Genomic DNA, 19,539 nt, shown 5'->3' on the forward strand with positions numbered 1-19,539 from the left:
GAAGCGACGCCCAAAGCAATCTAACCGCCGCGCATCAAACCGCGCCCCAATTGCAAACAGGCATTACTTACCCCAAGGGCAGAGCGCTTCGACCTGCCCGCGGCCAAGCCTATTCAATGTCTCAATGTTATCTAAATAAATCTTCTCGGGGTCCGAAACATGCGCCAGAACCTTTGTCATCTGATCTTGGCGCAAAAGATGTATGGTTGGATAGGGTGAACGATTGGTAAAATGACTAAGATCGTCTGCCTCCACACCATCAAACTGATAGTGCGGATGAAACGATGCCAATTGCACATGCTCCGTCAGCTCTGCGGCCTCCAACAGCTCCTCAAACCATTCAAGTAAGGTCAGGTAATCCTCGAACGCTTCCAGACCTTGCGTAAACATAAGCAAACTCGTGGCAACCTCATTTTCGTTCGTCCCAAGCAGAAGCTCTAACTCACTCAAGTAAAACTGCTGTAGCTCCGCATCGGTGGTGGCATCACAAACGGCATAGCGCACCTGATCTCGGGCAATGACACTAGAGGAAAATGGGCATAAATTTAATCCCACCACCATTTCATCAAGCCATCGCCGGGTGTTTTCAACCACGTCTTGATGAGCAACCGACAACGTCTTTGGGTCAAACTGAGTGATGCGACAAATCCTTTCGTGTTTGGCCAACCTAAAGCATATTCTGCGCCTGTTTCCAATGCGTTTGCTACAGCCAAAACCACCAATGCGACGCGGTTCAACGACCCAGACTGTCGCGCAACATTCTGCATTTTTCTGTGTCAGATGACGGCTATGCGGACAAAGCTGCCGTTAGATCAAAAAATTTGAACGGCAACGATGGTTGGATGGCTACCCAATACTGATGCCTGAGATTGCGATGAGTGTGCTGTGTGATCAACCAATTTCAATCACACATGTCCGGTCCCGTCACCCTAAGACGTTTCGGCCATAGCTCTTAAGATGTGGAAACCTAACGTTTTGGATTGAGCGTCTCCAGAAAAGCTAGGGCGATCATCAGATTTGCATACGCCCTCAAATGCAAAACGCGAATGCGCTCTTTTCTGAGGCCAAAAGAAATATTGATCATTTGAATATTCTATTTCGACGAGCCTTAATTGTTGATGAAACTTCCGTTCTGACAGTCCGATGGTTTCGCGGAACTTTCCCATTTCAACTTCGAACTGGCTAGCGACCTCCAAGTAGTTGAGCCTTTGCCCTTTCCTTCTTCTAAATTCGCATTGTTGCAGTGCGCTCTTGATGGTTTGGCCGATTTCGTCTGCGCTCAGACTATTGCATTCAACGCCTGGGAAGATGGCTTCCGGCATGGCAAAGGGCCTTGTGACGTGGGGAATGGCCAAGGCGCGATCATTTGTGAAAAACAGTGAGATTTCGAAAGTTTGGGGGGCAGAGAGCCTCTTCAACGCATTTCGAAACATGTTTCAAATAACTCCATGCACAACCAATCGCCGAAGCCTCAGGTATTCAATGCGATCGCATTTTATGAGCACTCGGGGGCCGTGTCCAGCCCTCATTGAGAAAACACTCGAATGCGCCCCAAGTGCAGACATTCGCTGTATTGCGGCAACTCGTCACTTCGGGCTCAAAGTGGACATTAGCGCCTACCTCCTTCCCCAAAACCACGAATCGTACGTTTCAGCGCTTGAAACGTACGAATTTCCACAATGAACGCGGCGTACGCCCGGTCAGCAACGCGTTTCGCCGCGAAACCTACCCCTAATTTGCTCTCAGGCGCAGCGCCTCTGGAACTGCACGGAACTTTGGTCTAGGGAGAGCAGAACGACGGACAAAGGAACACGATCCATGGCGCGCCACCTGATCACTTCAGCCATTCCTTATATCAACGGGATCAAACACCTGGGCAACCTTGTGGGCAGCCAGCTGCCAGCCGATCTCTTCGCCCGCTACCAGCGGACGCGCGGCAACGAGGTCATGTTCCTCTGCGCCACGGATGAGCACGGAACCCCAGCCGAATTGGCCGCGGCCAAAGCGGGCAAACCGGTTGCAGAATACTGCGCCGAAATGCACGAGGTTCAGGCCAAAATCGCCGAAGGCTTCCGCCTGTCATTTGATCACTTTGGGCGCTCTTCTTCTGAGCAAAACCAAAAGCTAACTCAGCACTTTGCAGGACGCCTTGCCGACGCGGGCCTGATCCGCGAAGTGTCTGAAACACAAATGTATTCTCATGCGGATGGCCGTTTTCTTCCAGACCGTTATATCGAAGGGACTTGCCCGAATTGCGGCTTTGAAAGCGCGCGTGGCGACCAATGTGACAACTGCACAAAGCAGCTTGATCCAGCCGATCTGATCAACCCGTATTCCACGATCTCTGGGTCTACAGAACTTGAAGCGCGCGAGACAAAACACCTGCATTTGCGCCAATCCGAAATGCGCGAAAAGCTGGCAGAATGGATCGACAGCAAAACTGACTGGCCTGTTCTGACAACCTCGATTGCCAAGAAATGGCTCACCGATGGCGACGGCCTGCAAGACCGCGGTATCACCCGCGATCTGGATTGGGGTGTCCCCGTGAAAAACGGCGACAAAGACTGGCCCGGTATGGAAGGCAAAGTCTTTTACGTCTGGTTTGACGCCCCCATCGAATACATTGCCGCCTCTCAAGAATGGGTAGACGCAGGCAAAGGCACCGATTGGCAACGCTGGTGGCGCACCGACAAAGGCGCCGAAGACGTAACCTACACACAATTCATGGGCAAAGATAACGTGCCCTTCCACACGCTTTCCTTCCCAGTGACCATTATCGGTTCTGGGGAGCCATGGAAGCTGGTGGATTACATCAAGTCTTTCAACTACTTGAACTATGACGGCGGCCAGTTCTCAACCTCTCGCGGTCGCGGCGTCTTTATGGACCAAGCACTTGAAATCCTGCCAGCCGACTACTGGCGTTGGTGGCTTTTGTCCCATGCTCCAGAAAGCTCTGATGCGGAATTTACTTGGGAAAACTTCCAAGGCTCGGTCAACAAAGACTTGGCAGACGTGCTTGGAAACTTTGTCTCCCGCGTCACAAAATTCTGCCGCTCCAAGTTCTCAGAAGCCGTTCCAGAAGGCGCCGAATACGGGCCCGAAGAACTTGCCCTGATCGAAGAGCTGACAACCCGCGTGCGCGCTTACGAGCAGCACATGGAAAACATGGAAGTCCGCAAATCCGCCCAAGAACTGCGTGCGATTTGGGCAGCAGGCAACGAATACCTGCAAACCGTAGCCCCTTGGTCGACCTTCAAAACCGACCCGGACAAAGCCGCGATCCAAATCCGCTTGGCCTTGAACCTAATCCCATTCTACGCGGTCCTGTCAGAACCCTTTATTCCAGACGCGTCCGCCTCATTGCTTGAGTCAATGAATGCCCAAGATGCGGTTTGGCCCGATGATGTTGCGGCAACGCTGTCCAAACTGCCAGTGGGTCACGAATTCACTGTTCCAGAAGTCACCTTCCGCAAAATCACAGATGATGAGCGCACTGAGTGGCAGGAAAAATTCGCCGGTACACGCGATTAATCCAATGGCTTGATCCCAAAAGAAAAAGGCGCAGCAAATGCTGCGCCTTTTTTGTTGGTACCCGCGGCCGGACTCGAACCGGCACGACCTCTCGGTCCAGAGATTTTAAGTCTCTTGTGTCTACCATTCCACCACGCGGGCCTCCTTGCACGGCGCGTAACGCCTTGCAATTGCGCGCGACAATAGCGTGACTGTTGGCAGTGTAAAGGGGCTCTGGAAGGCAAATTTTCAGCTATAGCTCTTGATCCGCATCTTCTGGCGGCGGAAGCAGAAATCGTCGCTCTGGCAACCAAGGGTTTAGCGCCAAAGCAGCAAGCAAATCCGTCTGTGCTTCATAGTCTCGCCCCAATGCGATCAGCGTCATTGCGCGGCCAGACAATGCGCCCAAATGCCTTGGGGATAAGGACAGTGCTCGATCCAGATCAGGCAACACCGCCTCGAAATCTTGCTGAACAAAGCGGATAATCGCGCGCTGGTTATATCCTTCGGCATAGTTTGGGCAGTAGGAAATCAGTTCCCCAAATGCGTCTAAAGCGCCAGAAAAATCGCGGGCGTTGCGCAGCTCCATTCCATAGTTCAACAATCCCTGCGCTTTTTCATCCGGCGCATCTGCCCAAAAAGCCCAAAGCCCCTGCCCTAGAATCAATCCATCGGTCTGAGTCGGCGCAGATTGAATTTCGGAAAATAGTGCATCCAACGCCGCATCATGATCTGGCGCTGGAGGACAAGTGCTAGCAACAGCAGACGTCGCCAACATTGAGAGAACAAGAAAACACCGCATACCCAAGCATGCCACGGAAGCTCGGAAAATCAAAATCAGTCGCTGTAGCCGACCTCTTTCACCGCTTGCATCACAACAAATGTTGACGTGCTAGACACATGAGGAAGCGCTGAAATCTTCTCTCCCAAAACCACCCGATAAGCTGCCATATTCGTTGTGCGCACCTTCAGCAGATAATCAAAATGGCTCGCAATCATATGCACTTGTTCAATTTCGGGCACCTGACGCACGGCTGCATTAAAAGACTTTAGCGCGGTCTCGCGTGTGTCGTCTAATTTCACCTCCACAAAAGCCACGTGGTCCAAGCCCAAACGCACCGGATCTGTTGTCGCCCGATACCCGGTGATAACACCTTCGGCTTCGAGGCGCCGCAGTCGGGCCTGTGTTGGCGTTTTAGAAAGCCCGATCTCTTTGGCTAAATCCGTAATCGAAATGCGCCCATCACGGCCCAGAGCGGCAAGAATCTTATGATCAAATCCATCTAGCTGAGTCTGCGCAGTTTGCATCATTTTGTTCCAAAAATTAGAGCGTTTGCACCACCTATATCAAAGGAAAGGAGAAATCGACTATCAAATTCGCGGTACACTGCCCTAAATTTTATGGAGCTCACTAATGACATCGCACCGCCGCCTGATCGATACCACGACATACACTGACGAAGCTGCCTTGGTGGCGCGCCTTAAGGAAGAGACGGGTCTTAGTGATCAAGATCGTGCCCGGATCGTTGAAAAAGGTGCTAATCTTGTGCGTAAAATTCGCGGCAAGACTCAGCCCGGCCTAATGGAAGTGTTCCTTGCCGAATACGGCCTGTCCACAGACGAAGGCATCGCATTGATGTGCTTGGCCGAAGCTCTGCTACGGGTTCCTGATGCAGAAACCATTGATGCATTGATCGAAGATAAAATCGCACCTTCGAACTGGGGTAAACACCTGGGGCATTCCACATCCTCTTTGGTAAACGCCTCTACCTGGGCATTGATGCTGACTGGCAAAGTCCTGGATGACGAAAACAAAGGCATCGTTGGCGCATTGCGCGGCGCAGTAAAGCGTTTGGGCGAGCCAGTGATCCGGGCCGCCGTAGGCCGTGCCATGAAGGAAATGGGCCGTCAGTTTGTTTTGGGTGAAACCATCACATCAGCGATGAAACGCGCTGCGAATTTGGAAGCCAAAGGCTATTCTTATTCCTACGATATGCTTGGCGAAGGTGCGAAAACTGATGCGGATGCGATGGGCTATCACTTGGCCTATTCTCGCGCGATCACAGCAATCGCAGCCGCCTGCACAAACGATGACATCCGCGACAATCCAGGCATCTCTGTTAAGCTATCCGCACTACATGCACGTTATGAAATTGGTCAGCGTCAGCGAGTGATGGATGAACTTGTCCCACGTTTACGTTCCCTGGCATTGCTTGCAAAATCTGCGGGCATGGGTCTGAACATTGACGCGGAAGAAGCGGATCGTCTGTCGATTTCCATGGATGTGATCGAAACCGTTCTAGCCGAACCAGCATTGGCTGGATGGGATGGCTTTGGCGTTGTGGTTCAAGCCTACGGCAAACGCGCGGGTGCGGCTTTGGATTACCTATACGAACTGGCGACCCGGTTGGATCGTAAGATCATGGTTCGCCTCGTGAAAGGGGCCTATTGGGATACCGAAGTCAAACTCGCGCAGGTACAAGGCATTGATGGCTTCCCTGTCTTTACCTCTAAAGCTGCGACAGACATTAGCTATATGGCCAATGCGAAAAAGCTGTTGGGGATGACTGACCGGATTTACCCTCAGTTTGCGACACATAACGCACATACTGTTGCGGCCATTTTGGACATGGCAGACGACAAAGATGCATTTGAATTCCAACGCTTGCATGGCATGGGCGAAAGCCTGCATGGCATCGTTTTGGACGAAAACAAAACACGTTGCCGTATCTATGCACCGGTTGGCGCGCATCGCGATTTGCTGGCCTATCTGGTCCGTCGCCTGCTGGAAAACGGTGCGAACAGCTCTTTTGTGAACCAAATCGTTGACGAAGATGTGGCACCAGAAGTTGTTTCGCGTGATCCTTTCGAGACTTACGAAGAAGACCACACACCATTGCCAACGGGCCCAGAGCTATTCGCGCCAGAGCGTGTGAACTCTATCGGTTACGATTTGCGTGATGTTGCAACGATCGAAAAAGTAGATGCCGCACGTAACCCGTTCCGCACTGCAACATGGCATGCGGAACCATTGCTGGCCTCTGATGCTCCGACGCTGGATCCGCAGCCCGTGTCCAACCCGTTCCAACCGTCAGACGAACTGGGCACCGTGCGCCATGCAACAGCGGAAGCTGTTGAGGTTGCATTGGCTGCAGCTAAGCCTTGGGATGCAAGCCCTGAAGAACGCGCAGCTGTTCTGAGCAAAGCTGCTGACCTTTTTGAAGAGAACGTTGGCCAGTTCTATGCCATCTTGGCCCGTGAAGCAGGCAAAACGCCACTGGACCAAGTGGCCGAGCTACGCGAGGCTGTTGATTTCTTGCGTTATTACGCAGCGAATGCACCGGTTCAGGCGCCTGCTGGCGTATTCTCTTGCATTAGCCCTTGGAACTTCCCATTGGCGATTTTCACAGGTCAGATTTCTGCAGCTCTTGCCGCTGGCAATGCTGTCTTGGCAAAACCTGCGGACCAAACTCCGCTGATCGCCTTTGAGGCTGTCAAACTGCTGCACGAAGCAGGTGTTCCGCGGTCCGCGCTGCAATTTGTTCCGGGTTCTGGGTCAAAAGTCGGCGCGGCTATCACCTCTGATCCTCGTGTAAACGGTGTTTGCTTCACTGGTTCCACAGACACAGCACAGCGTATTCGTGCAGCCATGTCAGGCTCAATGGCCCCGGGTGCACCGCTGATTGCTGAAACTGGTGGCATGAACGCGATGATCGTGGATTCCACTGCTTTGCCTGAGCAAGCTGTGACCGCGATTGTAGAAAGCGCGTTCCAATCCGCTGGTCAGCGTTGTTCTGCGCTGCGTTGTCTGTATGTCCAAGAGGACATCGCGGACAACCTGCTTGATATGCTGAAAGGCGCAATGAAGGAATTGTCACTTGGCAATCCTTGGGAATACTCAACAGATTCCGGTCCTGTCATTGATACAGCGGCACAAACTGAAATCGCAGCGCACATCGAAGAAGCCGAGGCCGAAGGGCGTGTCATCTATCAACTTGCGACACCTCAGACTGGTTCGTTTGTTGCTCCGACGATGATCCGTGTGAATGCCATTGGTGATCTTGAAAAGGAAATCTTTGGTCCGGTTTTACATGTTGCGACATTCAAAGCGACAGAAATTGATGATGTCGTCGATGCGATCAATGCCACAGGCTACGGCCTGACCTTTGGTCTGCAAACACGGATTGATGACCGGGTGCAGCATGTGTCTGATGCGATCCACGCAGGCAACGTTTACGTCAACCGCAACCAAATTGGTGCGATCGTGGGCAGCCAACCGTTTGGCGGTGAAGGCCTTTCTGGTACTGGCCCGAAAGCTGGCGGTCCGCTGTATCTGTCGCGGTTCCTTGCGGTTGAGCCAGTCAAGGCTGATGGCGCTTGGTCGGGCACAATGGCGACAGAAGCGATGCAGAAAGCGATCAACACATCGCCAGAAGGCGCGCCGAGTGTCACCACTTCGCTGCCTGGCCCAACAGGTGAATCCAACCGCCTGTCCACAATGGCGCGCCCTCCTGTTCTGTGCCTCGGTCCAGGAAAAGAAGCCGCTGACGCGCAAGCAAAGGCGATCACTGACCTTGGGGGCCGTGCGGCCGTCGCGACCGGCGATGTCTCTGCTGTAACTCTCTCTAGCTTGGAAGGGTTCTCTGGCGTAATTTGGTGGGGTGATGATGCAAAGGCTCGTGAATACGAACTGGCATTGGCCGGACGTGACCGGATCATTGTTCCGCTGATCACTGGCGCACCTGATGAAGCGCGCGCGCGGTCTGAACGCCACGTGTGTGTGGACACAACAGCAGCTGGCGGTAACGCAGCACTTCTTGGCGGGATGGCTTGACGCCTACCGTCTTTCCGGCCAGCGTGGCGTTATGTTTCCGATCCGTGACCATAACCCATCTGGCCGCATTCCCTATGTGACCTATGTGTTGATCGCCGCTAACGTGGCGATCTTCCTCTTTTCTTGGCCGTTAGAGGGCGAACCTGCCCGATTGGCTGCCTTTTATTCAGACTACGCCATGTTCCCCAATCGGGTTTCAACTGGGCAAGACATTCAGGGGCTCTTTACCTCTATGTTCTTGCATGGCGGGTTTATGCACCTTGCCGGGAACATGCTTTTCCTCTGGATCTTTGGGGACAATCTCGAAGATGAGATGGGGCATATTGGGTTTACCCTGTTCTATCTGGCTGGCGGTATCGGCGCTGGCTTGGCGCAGGTCATTTCAGAGCCGCTAAGTGGTATTCCAACAGTCGGCGCATCTGGCGCAATTGCAGCCGTTATGGGCGGCTATCTGTTGCTTTATCCAAAGGCGCGTGTCGATATACTTTTGATTTTGATCATTTTCTTCAAAGTATTCTCGATCCCAGCATGGGTGATGCTCGGGCTTTGGTTTGCTTTGCAATTGGTGAATGGTGTTGCTGTTGATGCAGCCTCTGGCGGTGTCGCCTATTGGGCGCATGCAGGTGGGTTTGTGATTGGCTTTTTACTAACCATTCCTGTTTGGTTAAGAAATGGCGGGATGGCCTACTGGCAAACAACCCAAGGGAAACCACCGCATCCCGATGCCAAATACAAGTTTAAACAAAGTTCCATTCCAAGCGTGAGACGCGGTAGATAACTGCGCGTCTCTTGAAACAAAAAAGGCGCCCAAGGGCGCCTTTCGTCAAATATTTGCAACCGCTTAGGTGTTGCGAATGACTTTTGCGAATTGGTCAAAAATTGGTTCGTTTGAGCAAAGCACAGTTCCACTATCGAGTACGGTATCATCGGGATTAACCGCTTGTACAAAACCGCCAGCTTCTTTGACGATGATGATGCCAGCAGCAACATCCCAAGCGTTCAAGCCGCGCTCCCAGTAGCCCTCGTAACGGCCAGCAGCGACATATGCCATATCCAGCGACGCAGCGCCCCAGCGGCGCACGCCAGCCGTCGCAGGCATCAAGCGCGCGAGGTCTTTCAATGTGTCAGGCAATTCTTTGCGACCGCCGAAAGGAACGCCCGTTGCGAAAACAGATTCAATCATGCGGTTACGGCCAGAAACGCGTAGACGGTTGCTATCGTTCAGCCACGCGCCCTCGCCTTTTTCGGCGTAGAACATTTCGTCTTTTGCTGCGTCAAAGATCACACCAGCGACGATTTCGCCCTTGTGTTCCAGCGCGATAGAAACTGCCCAATGTGGCATACCGTGAAGGTAGTTGGTTGTGCCATCCAGCGGGTCAACGATCCAGCGACGTGTCGGGTCTTTGCCCTCTTCGCCGCCGCCTTCTTCGCCAAGCCAACCATATGTTGGACGCGCAGCCATCAATTCTTCTTTGATGATTTCTTCTGCGGCGACGTCAGCGCGGCTAACGAAATCGCCAGCGCCTTTCATCGAAACCTGTAGGTTCTCAACTTCGCGGAAGTCTTTGACCAATGAGCGCCCAGCTTTACGGGCGGCTTTCATCATTACGTTAAGATTGGCGCTGCCCACCATGCTTTGGCTCCTATGACATCAGAGCGCGCTTTTACGCCCCGCCGCCCCATTTGCCAAGGCCATATGGGGTGGATTTCGTCGAATTATTGGGGGTTTTCGTGCTTTAAACGCTTTGTAGACGTCTTGCCTCTTGTCCGGCGAGTTCAATCAGGTCTTGCATATACGCTTTGTTCAGATCGTCTTGTCGAGTTGCTGCATAAAGACCACGTGTCAGGCCCTTTTCTGTGAGCGGGCGCGTCACATAGTCAGAGTTGTATTTCACTTCGCGAACAACCCAGTCTGGCAGGACAGAAATTCCGCGATTTGATGCAACCAGCAGCAGGATCACAGCGGTTAACTCGGCTTGGCGCACACGCTCTGGTTCGACTTTGGCTGGGATCAATAGCTGGCTGAAAATGTCCAAGCGCGTACGTTCTACCGGATAAGTGATCAGCGTTTCGCCGCGGAAATCCTCGGCATCAACCCACTCTTTTTGTGCAAGCGGATGCCCGCTGGAAGCTACAAAGACGGGGTTGTAGTCAAACAAATGCGTGAATTCGACACCTGGCATGTCCTCTGGATCAGAGGATACAACCAGATCGACATTTTCTTTTTGCAACGCGGGCATTGCATCAAACGCGAGGCCTGGGCGAATATCGACATCTACATCCGGCCATTTCTTGCGGAACTTTTCAAGCACCGGAAAGAGCCATTCAAAGCAAGCGTGACATTCAATTGCGATATGAAGGCGACCAGAGTTGCCATCACGTAATCCATTGAATTCGTCTTCTAGTGCTTCAACTTCTGGCAAAATCCGCTCAGCAAGGCGCAAAAACCGTAAACCAGCCGCTGACAGCTTCATCGGCTTTGAACGGCGCACGAAAAGCTCTACACCTGTCTGCGCTTCTAAGCCCTTGATTTGGTGGGACAAAGCCGATTGCGTAATGCTCAATTTATCTGCGGCACGCGCCAAGCCACCGCATTCGTGAATCGCTTTCACGGTGCGTAGGTGACGGAATTCGATATGCATCTTCATGTGAAGCTCATATTGTTGTTGAGTATTATGAAGTTTTCTCACAACTAGAGTTGTGCGACAAGGGGGCAACATCAGAATGGACCTGAAAAATGACCGCGCCAAAAATTTCGCTTGAGTTCTTCCCGCCAAAAAACCTCGAAGGATCGTTTCGCCTTTGGGATACTGTGCAAGTGCTCGCTCCGCTTAAACCACGCTTTGTCTCTGTGACTTATGGCGCAGGTGGAACTACGCGTGAGTTAACGCGGGACGCCGTTGCTACCTTGCATAAATCCAGCGGTTTGAACGTAGCCGCGCATTTGACCTGCGTTGACGCGACAAAAGCGGAAACACTAGAAATCGCAGATGGCTTCGCGGAAGCTGGCGTCTCTGAAATCGTGGCACTGCGAGGTGACCCTCCGAAGGGAAGCAGCGGTTTTACCCCTCATCCAGAGGGATTTGCCAATAGTGTTGAGTTGATTGAAGCGCTTGCAGCCAAAGGCACATTCGACATTCGCGTTGGCGCGTACCCTGAAAAACACCCAGAAGCCGTGGATCAGAAAGCCGATATTGATTGGCTGAAGGCGAAAATAGATGCGGGTGCTTCCGAGGCGCTGACGCAATTTTTCTTTGAACCAGAAGCTTTCCTAAGGTTCCGTGACGCTTGTGTAAAAGCAGGAATTGATGCGCCGATTGTTCCGGGTATTTTGCCGATCGAAAACTGGAAAGGCGTGCGGAGCTTTGCGCAGCGCTGCGGCACACAAGTGCCAGCATGGCTGGACGATGCTTTTGAAAAGGCTATTCGCGACGACCGTCAAGATTTGCTCGCGACATCGCTTTGCAGTGAATTGTGCAGCGACCTGATGGATGAGGGCGTAGATAACCTGCACTTCTATACGCTGAACCGCCCAGAACTGACACGTGACGTTTGCCACGCGCTGGGGATTACACCAGAATCTAAGTTAGAAAATGTTGCCTAAGACCTAAGCGCGCTTTCGAAATGGTAGCTTAAACCGGTCTTGTTTTTCCGGTTTAGGCTCTACCGATTCATGAATACGCTCGGATCTATCAAGTCCAATCTTTCTACGGCTTCGCAGTAAGAAAATCTTGCCCCAACCGCGCCATGTGCCAATAGACGGTGCTTGGGCATTTTGTGGAAAACGGCTGCGCCAATCGGATGGCAAGGGAAGCCCGCAAGTTTCTGCCCTCTCCATCATCCAAACCAATGGAATATTGGACAGTGGACGAGTCGCTTCATGCCCGTCAAGGTGACCTCCGACGTCAGAGTGTGACCCCTTGAACCAAACTTGTTCCAACTTACCCAACCAATCGTCACGGCATTCCCACAAGACTGGTTCATAGGCCATGCGGGTCTCGTCCATCGCAAGGGCTTGGAAACCATGTTTCACGCTTTCGCCCAAATGGTGGTTGTGAAACTTGTGTTTTTCTTCGGACCAACGCCAGAGAACCGGAAGCCGGATGCCCAATGCTTTGACTGTATCCCAAACGCCAATCATCTCGATCTTAACGCTGTCATGGCAATACAACTGGGCGAAATCATCAGCGGAACTGCTGGTCGGGTCACTTTCATAATGGCGGTAAGCCAAACGGACATTGCGTTCTGTTGCGTGTTCAGCGGAGAGTAATCCAACTTGGTCAATCACGCCAGCAAGCGACCGCACCGCGTAGGCCCCACGAGAGTATCCCATTAGAAAAATCTTATCGCCGGGATGGTACCGGGAGGCCAGAAAGCCATAAGCGCGGCGAATTTGGCGGTTGATCCCCCGCCCCATCATCACATCTGGCGCATTCCGCCAGCGGGTGAATTGCACTCCGGCCTCATAATATAGCGATACAGGCGGGATCAGTTCGCTAACAAGCCGATAGGCGTGCCCAGCGTTGGTTTCCATACCTTCCGCCATAGAGGACATCGTGCCATCAAGAATAATAACGTGAATCTGCGGCTCTCGACGTGGCCCAGCCTTGGTCGGTCCCGACACTTTGCGGCGGAACAGGGACTGCATCATTAATGTCAGGCGTGACAGTTTCATTTCTTTCCTACTCTGGCACCAATATTAGCGCCCTACACACTTAACATAAGGTTTTTACGTTCACAGTTCACCTGACCCAGACGCAACTTCGCGTGACGCTTCATTTCAAGTGTAACACGTTCAGGCTGTCAGCCAACCTAGGCACAAGCATGCCGAAATTGAGAATTTCAATGGAATTTGCACATAAAAAAACGGCGGCGCCAGGGAGGAGGAAGGGCGCCACCGTTCTTTTGAGCATCTGGCCAGGGAGGAGGAGGCCATCTGCATGTCTGGACCGTAGGTCCGTAATTCAGGTCCGGTGACGCAGGGAGGAGGAGAGCGCCACCGGTCTTGCACCAAGGATCTCTAGGGAGGAGGACGAGACCCTTGAATTCTGTGGGCGTTGAGCCCGGAATAACTGCGACGACATCAGGGAGGAGGAGGATGTCGCCGCTATTCTCGAAGAGCCAGGGAGGAGGAGAGGCCCTTCGAAACTGTAATTTTTAGCCGTAAACCGCTTCGATTGCGGTGGCTTTGATGCCCGAACGGGACAAACCCAGATCGGAAAGTTCGCGGTTAGATAGCGAGCTAAGCTCTGCTACAGTTTTACGGAACAGCATGTACTGGTTGAACTTAGCTACCAGGCCCGCAAAGAAAGAACCGCCAGGTGCGGTGTGAATTGCGGAGGCGTTGTAGTTCGCTGCGTATGCCATGTTCTTAAACTTTCGTTAACTCGTCTTTGTTGTGATCAACATATAAGAAGTTGCTGCAGCTGCACAACAAACACCATTGCAATGCTGCTATGCAGAAAATGAATAGCAGACGCTGACCTATATTTTAGACGTTTCGCGGCGTTTTGCGCGATTCTATTGCGACAAAAAAATGATAATTGTTGCGCTCGGCGCGATCTCTGGCTTAGTGGCGCCTAAATAACGGAGAGGTTTTATGGCGGTTAGTGAGCAGCAGGTAAAAGATGCATTGGCGAGTCTTGGCTTGCCTGGTGGCGGGAACTTGATCAGTCAGGACATGATCCGGGCCCTTACAATTGATGGGGACGCGGTTCGGTTTGTGATCGAAGCCCCCTCGCCCGAGATTGCGCGCCAGATGGAAGGCCTGCGTCGAGCGACGGAACAGGTTGTTGGACAGATCGACGGTGTCGCATCGGTGTCCGCAGCTTTGACCGCGCATGAGGAAAAAGCCCCTCCGTCTCTAAAAGTTGGCGGCCACCCAAAACCGCAAGACGGACCGATGAAAATTCCGGGCGTCAAACGTATTATTGCGGTTGGTTCGGGCAAAGGCGGCGTTGGGAAATCTACGGTTTCGAGCAACCTTGCTGTTGCGCTGTCTAAACAGGGCAAAAAGGTTGGCCTATTAGACGCTGATATATATGGCCCATCCCAACCACGTATGATGGGCATTCAGAAACGCCCCTCCTCCCCAGATGGCAAAACCATTATTCCGTTGGAATCTCATGGTGTTACGCTTATGTCCATCGGCTTTATGCTGGACCCGGACAAGGCCGTTGTATGGCGTGGCCCGATGTTGATGGGCGCACTTCAGCAGATGTTGGGACAGGTTCAATGGGGTGAATTGGACGTTCTGATCGTCGATCTGCCACCAGGAACAGGTGACGTGCAGCTGACACTTTGCCAAAAAACAGAATTGGCTGGCGCGATCCTTGTGTCCACACCGCAGGATGTTGCATTGATCGATGCGCGTAAGGCGATTGATATGTTTAACTCATTGAAAACGCCTATTTTAGGCATGGTTGAGAACATGTCGACGCACATCTGTTCTAACTGTGGGCACGAAGAACATATCTTTGGGACTGGCGGTGTCGCAGCAGAGGCTGAGAAACTGGGCGTTCCGCTTTTGGGGACTTTGCCAATTGATCTGAACACACGTTTGGCTGGTGACTCTGGTACGCCTATTGCGGCAGGTGACGGTCCAATCGCAGCGGCTTATGGGCGTATTGCGCAGGACTTGATCGACCGCGGAATCGCATAAGTAACACTTCGTAAATGTGGAAATTCGTACGTTTCAGCGCTTGAAACGTACGATTCGAAAACGGCTCCCATATGGGGGCCGTTTTTCTTTGCCGGTGTGGCGGATGCAACGTTCTTTGTGGTTACGTGAATTGAAAATTACTGTGCAGGTGCGGAAGCCCAGAATTGGGTAAGGCATGTCAAATCAGCCTGAAATGGTTACCTGTGCGTTAACTTTTGGGGGGGCATACAGCCGAGGAATGGGCCCCTGAACGTGAGGTCGCCAATGTCTGGATTGAGCCCGTCTTGCAGTTTTGCCGCTATGCAGCGAATGTCGTCTTTCATAATTCCTCGGACCATCGGTGACTGTCCGACAAAGGCTAACAGGATGATCTGCCTAAGTTCAGCGACCCAAATTTAATAATTTCGCCGCATTCAGCGCATCGGACTTCTGCGGTCACACTTGCATTACAAGTTATATGTTTGACTTTGTAAGGTGGCGCGTCCTTGAATATCCACTTATCTCCCCAAGTCGCCATCGTGAGAAGTACTGGCACAAACTCTTCGCCCATCTCAGTCAACAAATACTTAAACCGCTCAGGCTTCTCGCTATATCTTTCACGTCGGAGCATGCCTACTTGAACGAGATGGTTCAGCCGCTGCGTCAGTGTATTTCGACTCACGTTGAGATTGGTCTGCAAGTCATTGAATGTACAAAGCCCAGCTGCAATGTCGCGCAAAACGAGCGGGCTCCAGCCATCTCCAATCAAATCCGATACCCGTGCAATGGAGCAGGGCCACTGAGAAAAATCTTGTCGTTTCATGCAAAGCAGGTTGCATTATTGAACTCAATTGGCAATAGAGTTCAATAATGGAACCCATTGGTGAGAAATGATGATGACGGACAAACCTTTTAGCACAAACTACAACAGGGTCGTCGCGGTCGCGGCAAGCTGCGGCGCCATCCTAGTGTGCCTAATTGTTGGGATAACACTGGTAAATGGAACGGGTTATCAGGATTTTGAGTCCATCCGCAACTATCGGACTGTCGACGAATACGCGGCAAGACTTGCAACCTCATCATCAGTGCTCAGGGCAATCTATCCACTTGATACGCTTTATATTTTTGCCTATCTCATCATGGTATTTGCAATGGTACTGGCAACTGGGCAGACCACCCCAGTCGGCATATTGGCTTGCGTAGCTGCATTAGGGACTGCGTCGCTGGATTTCATCGAGAACAACCATATTTTGGCCATGGCAGCAGCAGTTGAGCGTGGCTATGAGGTCAGCATGGGTAGGGTCACGTTCGAGACAGTAATTACTCAGACCAAGTTTAATTTCGGCCTTCTTCTGACTCTTTGCCTTTCTTTTTTGCTACCCGGGCATACGAAGGGCGGCTTGTGTGCAAGGTGGTTAGCCAGAGCACTTGTCGTACTCGCACCAGTCGCGCTCCTATCGCCGATAGCGACACTAGCATACATATCCATGAACATACTTTTTGCTGGAATCATAGCTGCCGTGTTCTTCCAAGCATCGTCTTCTAACATGTAATTTGAACCGGACGTTTGTGGCGGAGTCGCAAACGTCCGTTGAGTCCGCATAGCGGTCATCTAGCCAAATCGCCTCTGCTTTCAATCACAAGCGCCCCCACCCAACACCGTGATGCTTGTTGTCATTTGTACGTTTGGTTTAAAAGCAACCACGAGTGGTCGCTTTTGGCTTATCGGTGCAGGGTTCGTTGGCTAGGCTATGGTACATAGCTTGAGGGAGGCTTTGGATATGCGTGGAAGTTGTTTGTGTGGGAAGGTGACGTTCACCATCGAAGGCGCGGCGCGGCCGGTTGTGGCGTGTCATTGTACGCAGTGCAGAAAGACCTCTGGGCATTATGTGGCTGCAACGCAGGTTGACGTTGATAGGTTGCATATTGAAGACGGGGGAAGTCTGACCTGGTTTGACAGCTCTGCCGAGGCCAAGCGCGGGTTTTGTTCTACTTGTGGCAGTCAACTGTTCTGGAAGATGCACAGCGAAGATCGGATTTCGATCATGGCGGGTAGTCTTGATGGCGACACAGGGCTGACGACAGCCAAGCATATCTTCACCGACACCAAGGGCGATTATTATAATCTGCCCGACTAAGCAGGTCATTACCCTAGGCTTTGGCGATGTAGCGATTGAGTTCGTCAAAGAGCGTGATGCGTTCATCTTCGGCGAGGAAGCGGCCGATCTCTACGGTGCGGCCGTTGCCGGATAGTGTGATGTAGTGGGGCACGGGTCCGTCGGCTTTGTGCATTTCGGCGCGGACCCAGTAGATGTTGCAGTGCCATGTTTTGGCCTCGCCCCTTGCGGGGTTGTGCACAAGAGTGAGTTCGTCCCCTGCCCGCGTTAGTTGCTCTGCGACATGGCCATCCTTGTAGGAGCGTTTTAGCGCCACCCACAGCGCCCAGACGGCGGCTGCCACAAAGGGCAGCATCTGCCAGAGATGCGCGGTGCCCAGTAGCCCCAACAGTGGCAAAGAGATCATTCCCGCCGTCAGTAAGATCATCAGGGCAAAGCCGCGTGGTGGTAATGACCTATGGGCCGTCAGAGACAGCACGTCAGGGCCTTGGGGCGTGTTGGACCAATGGTAGGGCATGGCGGACATCTAAGCTGTGTGGCGCGCATGAAAAAGGGCCCCGAGTGAAAACTCGAGGCCCTGCGTCATTTTTTCTAAAGCGCGTCTTAGTGAGACGGTGCTTTGTCCCATTCTTCCTGCTTTGGCAGGATTTCAAAGGTATGCTCTGGTGGTGGGCATGGCAGAGTCCATTCTAGGGTATCTGCGTACTCGTTCCAGTAGTTGTTCTCGGTCACTTTTTTGCCTTTGAACACTGCGTAGAACATGATGCCAAAGAACAAGAGGAAGGACGCGAAGGACAGGAACGCACCGTAGGAGCTGATCTTGTTCCAGTATGCGAAGGCTTCTGGGTAGTCGATGTAACGACGTGGCATACCCTGACGACCCAAGAAGTGCTGTGGGAAGAAGGTAACGTTTGCCCCGATGAAGAACAGCCAGAAGTGAATCTGTGCTGCGCGCTCAGGGTAGTGACGGCCTGTCATTTTACCGAAGTAGAAGTAGATGCCTGCGAAGATCGCAAAGACGGCGCCCAGAGACATAACGTAGTGGAAGTGTGCCACAACGTAGTATGTGTCGTGATAGGCCCGGTCCACGCCCGCTTGGGACAGAACAACACCTGTTACACCACCAGCGGTGAAGAGGAACAGGAAGCCGAATGCGAACATCATTGGTGCTTTGAACTCAATCGAGCCGCCCCACATGGTTGCGATCCAAGAGAAGATCTTAACCCCGGTCGGAACCGCAATGACCATGGTGGCCATCATGAAGTAGGATTGCTGCGTCAGAGACATGCCCACGGTGTACATGTGGTGCGCCCAAACAACGAAGCCCAAGCCACCGATCGCGATGATCGCCCAAACCATTGGTAGGTAACCAAAGACTGGCTTGCGTGCGAATGTCGCGATGACGTGAGAGATGATGCCGAAGCCAGGAAGAATAACGATGTACACTTCTGGGTGACCAAAGAACCACAGGATGTGCTGGTACAGGATCGGGTCGCCGCCGCCAGCAGGATCAAAGAATGTGGTGCCAAAGTTACGGTCTGTCAGCAACATGGTGATCGCGCCGGCCAGAACTGGAAGAGCCAAAAGGATCAACCAACCGGTTACGAAGATGGACCATGCAAACAGTGGAACCTTGAACAAGGTCATGCCTGGGGCACGCATGTTCAGGAAGGTTGTGATGATGTTGATCGCACCAAGGATCGAAGATGCACCAGAAACGTGAACCGCGAAGATCGCGAGGTCCATGGACATGCCTGCTTCGTTGGTGGAGAGCGGCGGGTACAGAACCCAGCCAACACCAGAACCCAGCTGGCCGTTGCCACCTGGTGAGAACATGGATGCCACACCCAAAGTCGTACCTGCAACGTACAGCCAGAAGCTGAGGTTGTTCATACGTGGGAACGCCATATCCGGCGCGCCGATTTGAAGCGGCATGAAGAAGTTACCGAAACCACCGAAAAGGGCCGGAATAACCACGAAGAACATCATCAAAACACCGTGGTAGGTGATGAAAACGTTCCAGAGGTGGCCGTTAGGCGTACAGCCTTCGGTTGTTGCGTTCAGCTGAAGGAAACGTGCGCCCTCTTGGCACATGTATTGTACGCCCGGCTCCATGAGCTCCAGACGCATACCGACGGTCAATGCGACCGCGATCAAACCAACAAAAGCTGATACAATAAGATAAAGAAGACCGATGTCTTTATGGTTCGTGGACATAAACCAACGGGTAAAGAAACCGCGGTTATCCTCGTGTTCGTGGCCGTGAATGGCTGCGTCTGCCATGCGTCGCCTCCTGTTGAAGTGCATGAGTGGCGCGAGAGTCACCTCTCACGCGGATTCCTGCTCGTTTTAGAGTGCATCTTGCTGCGCGGCAATGACCGTCTTTGACGCAGACCGAGAAAAAGTGACGCGGTTTATCTGAATATAACGAAAATTGC

General features: G+C 52.5%; 18 protein-coding genes and 1 tRNA gene. 7 read left to right on the forward strand and 12 right to left on the reverse strand.

The genetic code is table 11. From position 1 onward, the window contains the following. Nucleotides 1-63: 63 nt before the first annotated feature. The gene (locus tag Q4544_RS02120; protein WP_303503724.1) at nucleotides 64-666 is read right to left on the reverse strand and encodes a DUF1415 domain-containing protein; all 603 of its coding nucleotides are present in this window, start codon (nucleotides 664-666) and stop codon (nucleotides 64-66) included. A 263-nt stretch (nucleotides 667-929) separates the two neighbouring features. Further along, on the reverse strand, nucleotides 930-1,433 hold the full coding sequence (locus Q4544_RS02125; protein ID WP_303503726.1) for a hypothetical protein: 504 nt from the start codon (nucleotides 1,431-1,433) through the stop codon (nucleotides 930-932). A gap of 301 nt (nucleotides 1,434-1,734) precedes the next feature. Here Q4544_RS02125 and metG point away from each other — a divergent pair, with 301 nt between their 5' ends. Then, on the forward strand, nucleotides 1,735-3,531 hold the full coding sequence (metG, locus tag Q4544_RS02130) for a methionine--tRNA ligase (RefSeq protein WP_303504002.1): 1,797 nt from the start codon (nucleotides 1,735-1,737) through the stop codon (nucleotides 3,529-3,531). Between the two features lie 55 nt (nucleotides 3,532-3,586). Here metG and Q4544_RS02135 read toward each other — a convergent pair. The 3 genes from Q4544_RS02135 to Q4544_RS02145 all read right to left on the reverse strand — a co-directional run bounded on the left by Q4544_RS02135 (nucleotide 3,587) and on the right by Q4544_RS02145 (nucleotide 4,818). Then, nucleotides 3,587-3,672: transfer RNA gene (locus tag Q4544_RS02135), tRNA-Leu, on the reverse strand. A 91-nt stretch (nucleotides 3,673-3,763) separates the two neighbouring features. Next, the gene (locus tag Q4544_RS02140; RefSeq protein ID WP_303503727.1) at nucleotides 3,764-4,312 is read right to left on the reverse strand and encodes a hypothetical protein; all 549 of its coding nucleotides are present in this window, start codon (nucleotides 4,310-4,312) and stop codon (nucleotides 3,764-3,766) included. A 35-nt stretch (nucleotides 4,313-4,347) separates the two neighbouring features. After that, on the reverse strand, nucleotides 4,348-4,818 hold the full coding sequence (locus tag Q4544_RS02145; protein WP_303503728.1) for an Lrp/AsnC family transcriptional regulator: 471 nt from the start codon (nucleotides 4,816-4,818) through the stop codon (nucleotides 4,348-4,350). A 106-nt stretch (nucleotides 4,819-4,924) separates the two neighbouring features. Between Q4544_RS02145 and putA the strand changes: the two genes are divergently transcribed. Both putA and Q4544_RS02155 read left to right on the forward strand, forming a co-directional pair. Further along, nucleotides 4,925-8,344 carry a bifunctional proline dehydrogenase/L-glutamate gamma-semialdehyde dehydrogenase PutA gene (gene putA, locus Q4544_RS02150; protein WP_303503729.1) on the forward strand — a complete coding sequence of 1,140 codons (3,420 nt, stop codon included), beginning with the start codon at nucleotides 4,925-4,927 and terminating at the stop codon, nucleotides 8,342-8,344. Nucleotides 8,345-8,375: 31 nt separating this feature from the next. Beyond that, nucleotides 8,376-9,122: a rhomboid family intramembrane serine protease gene (locus Q4544_RS02155; RefSeq protein WP_303504003.1), complete on the forward strand. Its 747-nt coding sequence runs from the start codon at nucleotides 8,376-8,378 to the stop codon at nucleotides 9,120-9,122. Nucleotides 9,123-9,185: 63 nt separating this feature from the next. Here Q4544_RS02155 and Q4544_RS02160 read toward each other — a convergent pair whose 3' ends face one another. Continuing rightward, nucleotides 9,186-9,977, reverse strand: coding sequence for an inositol monophosphatase family protein (locus Q4544_RS02160; protein ID WP_303503730.1), 792 nt, complete (start codon nucleotides 9,975-9,977; stop codon nucleotides 9,186-9,188). A 103-nt stretch (nucleotides 9,978-10,080) separates the two neighbouring features. After that, nucleotides 10,081-10,986, reverse strand: coding sequence for a LysR family transcriptional regulator (locus Q4544_RS02165; RefSeq protein ID WP_303504004.1), 906 nt, complete (start codon nucleotides 10,984-10,986; stop codon nucleotides 10,081-10,083). Nucleotides 10,987-11,081: 95 nt separating this feature from the next. On the opposite strand from Q4544_RS02165, the gene metF reads away from it, so the two are divergent. Beyond that, nucleotides 11,082-11,948, forward strand: coding sequence for a methylenetetrahydrofolate reductase [NAD(P)H] (gene metF / locus Q4544_RS02170; RefSeq protein ID WP_303503731.1), 867 nt, complete (start codon nucleotides 11,082-11,084; stop codon nucleotides 11,946-11,948). 3 nt (nucleotides 11,949-11,951) lie between these two features. Here metF and Q4544_RS02175 read toward each other — a convergent pair whose 3' ends face one another. Next, complete coding sequence (locus Q4544_RS02175; RefSeq protein WP_407063022.1) at nucleotides 11,952-13,019, reverse strand: DUF2235 domain-containing protein; 1,068 nt, start codon at nucleotides 13,017-13,019, stop codon at nucleotides 11,952-11,954. A 482-nt stretch (nucleotides 13,020-13,501) separates the two neighbouring features. Then, nucleotides 13,502-13,711 carry a DUF1127 domain-containing protein gene (locus Q4544_RS02180; protein WP_303503732.1) on the reverse strand — a complete coding sequence of 70 codons (210 nt, stop codon included), beginning with the start codon at nucleotides 13,709-13,711 and terminating at the stop codon, nucleotides 13,502-13,504. A gap of 232 nt (nucleotides 13,712-13,943) precedes the next feature. Here Q4544_RS02180 and Q4544_RS02185 point away from each other — a divergent pair, with 232 nt between their 5' ends. After that, entirely contained in the window at nucleotides 13,944-15,005 is a 1,062-nt protein-coding gene (locus tag Q4544_RS02185; protein ID WP_303503733.1) for an Mrp/NBP35 family ATP-binding protein, read from the forward strand. Between the two features lie 358 nt (nucleotides 15,006-15,363). Here the strand turns inward: Q4544_RS02185 and Q4544_RS15710 are convergent, their stop codons facing one another. Then, on the reverse strand, nucleotides 15,364-15,807 hold the full coding sequence (locus tag Q4544_RS15710) for a winged helix-turn-helix transcriptional regulator (RefSeq protein ID WP_368411193.1): 444 nt from the start codon (nucleotides 15,805-15,807) through the stop codon (nucleotides 15,364-15,366). 70 nt (nucleotides 15,808-15,877) lie between these two features. Here Q4544_RS15710 and Q4544_RS02190 point away from each other — a divergent pair, with 70 nt between their 5' ends. After that, nucleotides 15,878-16,537: a hypothetical protein gene (locus Q4544_RS02190; protein ID WP_303503734.1), complete on the forward strand. Its 660-nt coding sequence runs from the start codon at nucleotides 15,878-15,880 to the stop codon at nucleotides 16,535-16,537. 228 nt (nucleotides 16,538-16,765) lie between these two features. Next, nucleotides 16,766-17,122 carry a GFA family protein gene (locus Q4544_RS02195; protein WP_303503736.1) on the forward strand — a complete coding sequence of 119 codons (357 nt, stop codon included), beginning with the start codon at nucleotides 16,766-16,768 and terminating at the stop codon, nucleotides 17,120-17,122. A gap of 13 nt (nucleotides 17,123-17,135) precedes the next feature. On the opposite strand, the gene Q4544_RS02200 is transcribed toward Q4544_RS02195, so the two are convergent. Further along, nucleotides 17,136-17,618 (reverse strand): DUF2244 domain-containing protein, encoded by a 483-nt coding sequence (locus Q4544_RS02200; RefSeq protein ID WP_303503738.1) that lies wholly within the window; start codon nucleotides 17,616-17,618, stop codon nucleotides 17,136-17,138. An 86-nt stretch (nucleotides 17,619-17,704) separates the two neighbouring features. Continuing rightward, on the reverse strand, nucleotides 17,705-19,384 hold the full coding sequence (ctaD, locus tag Q4544_RS02205; protein ID WP_303503740.1) for a cytochrome c oxidase subunit I: 1,680 nt from the start codon (nucleotides 19,382-19,384) through the stop codon (nucleotides 17,705-17,707). Nucleotides 19,385-19,539: the final 155 nt, after the last annotated feature.

The organism is Cognatishimia sp. 1_MG-2023, assembly GCF_030548175.1.
Classification (GTDB): Bacteria; Pseudomonadota; Alphaproteobacteria; order Rhodobacterales; family Rhodobacteraceae; genus Cognatishimia.

Bases quoted from the DNA above. Each gene is read 5' to 3' on its own strand.
- Q4544_RS02125 (WP_303503726.1), bottom strand. From the start codon at position 1,433: ATGTTTCGAAATGCGTTGAAGAGGCTCTCTGCCCCCCAAACTTTCGAA.
- Q4544_RS02140 (WP_303503727.1), bottom strand. From the start codon at position 4,312: ATGCGGTGTTTTCTTGTTCTCTCAATGTTGGCGACGTCTGCTGTTGCT.
- Q4544_RS02145 (WP_303503728.1), bottom strand. From the start codon at position 4,818: ATGCAAACTGCGCAGACTCAGCTAGATGGATTTGATCATAAGATTCTT.
- putA (WP_303503729.1), top strand. From the start codon at position 4,925: ATGACATCGCACCGCCGCCTGATCGATACCACGACATACACTGACGAA.
- Q4544_RS02155 (WP_303504003.1), top strand. From the start codon at position 8,376: ATGTTTCCGATCCGTGACCATAACCCATCTGGCCGCATTCCCTATGTG.
- Q4544_RS02160 (WP_303503730.1), bottom strand. From the start codon at position 9,977: ATGGTGGGCAGCGCCAATCTTAACGTAATGATGAAAGCCGCCCGTAAA.
- Q4544_RS02165 (WP_303504004.1), bottom strand. From the start codon at position 10,986: ATGCATATCGAATTCCGTCACCTACGCACCGTGAAAGCGATTCACGAA.
- metF (WP_303503731.1), top strand. From the start codon at position 11,082: ATGACCGCGCCAAAAATTTCGCTTGAGTTCTTCCCGCCAAAAAACCTC.
- Q4544_RS02175 (WP_407063022.1), bottom strand. From the start codon at position 13,019: ATGAAACTGTCACGCCTGACATTAATGATGCAGTCCCTGTTCCGCCGC.
- Q4544_RS02180 (WP_303503732.1), bottom strand. From the start codon at position 13,711: ATGGCATACGCAGCGAACTACAACGCCTCCGCAATTCACACCGCACCT.
- Q4544_RS02185 (WP_303503733.1), top strand. From the start codon at position 13,944: ATGGCGGTTAGTGAGCAGCAGGTAAAAGATGCATTGGCGAGTCTTGGC.
- Q4544_RS15710 (WP_368411193.1), bottom strand. From the start codon at position 15,807: ATGAAACGACAAGATTTTTCTCAGTGGCCCTGCTCCATTGCACGGGTA.
- Q4544_RS02190 (WP_303503734.1), top strand. From the start codon at position 15,878: ATGATGACGGACAAACCTTTTAGCACAAACTACAACAGGGTCGTCGCG.
- Q4544_RS02195 (WP_303503736.1), top strand. From the start codon at position 16,766: ATGCGTGGAAGTTGTTTGTGTGGGAAGGTGACGTTCACCATCGAAGGC.
- Q4544_RS02200 (WP_303503738.1), bottom strand. From the start codon at position 17,618: ATGCCCTACCATTGGTCCAACACGCCCCAAGGCCCTGACGTGCTGTCT.
- ctaD (WP_303503740.1), bottom strand. From the start codon at position 19,384: ATGGCAGACGCAGCCATTCACGGCCACGAACACGAGGATAACCGCGGT.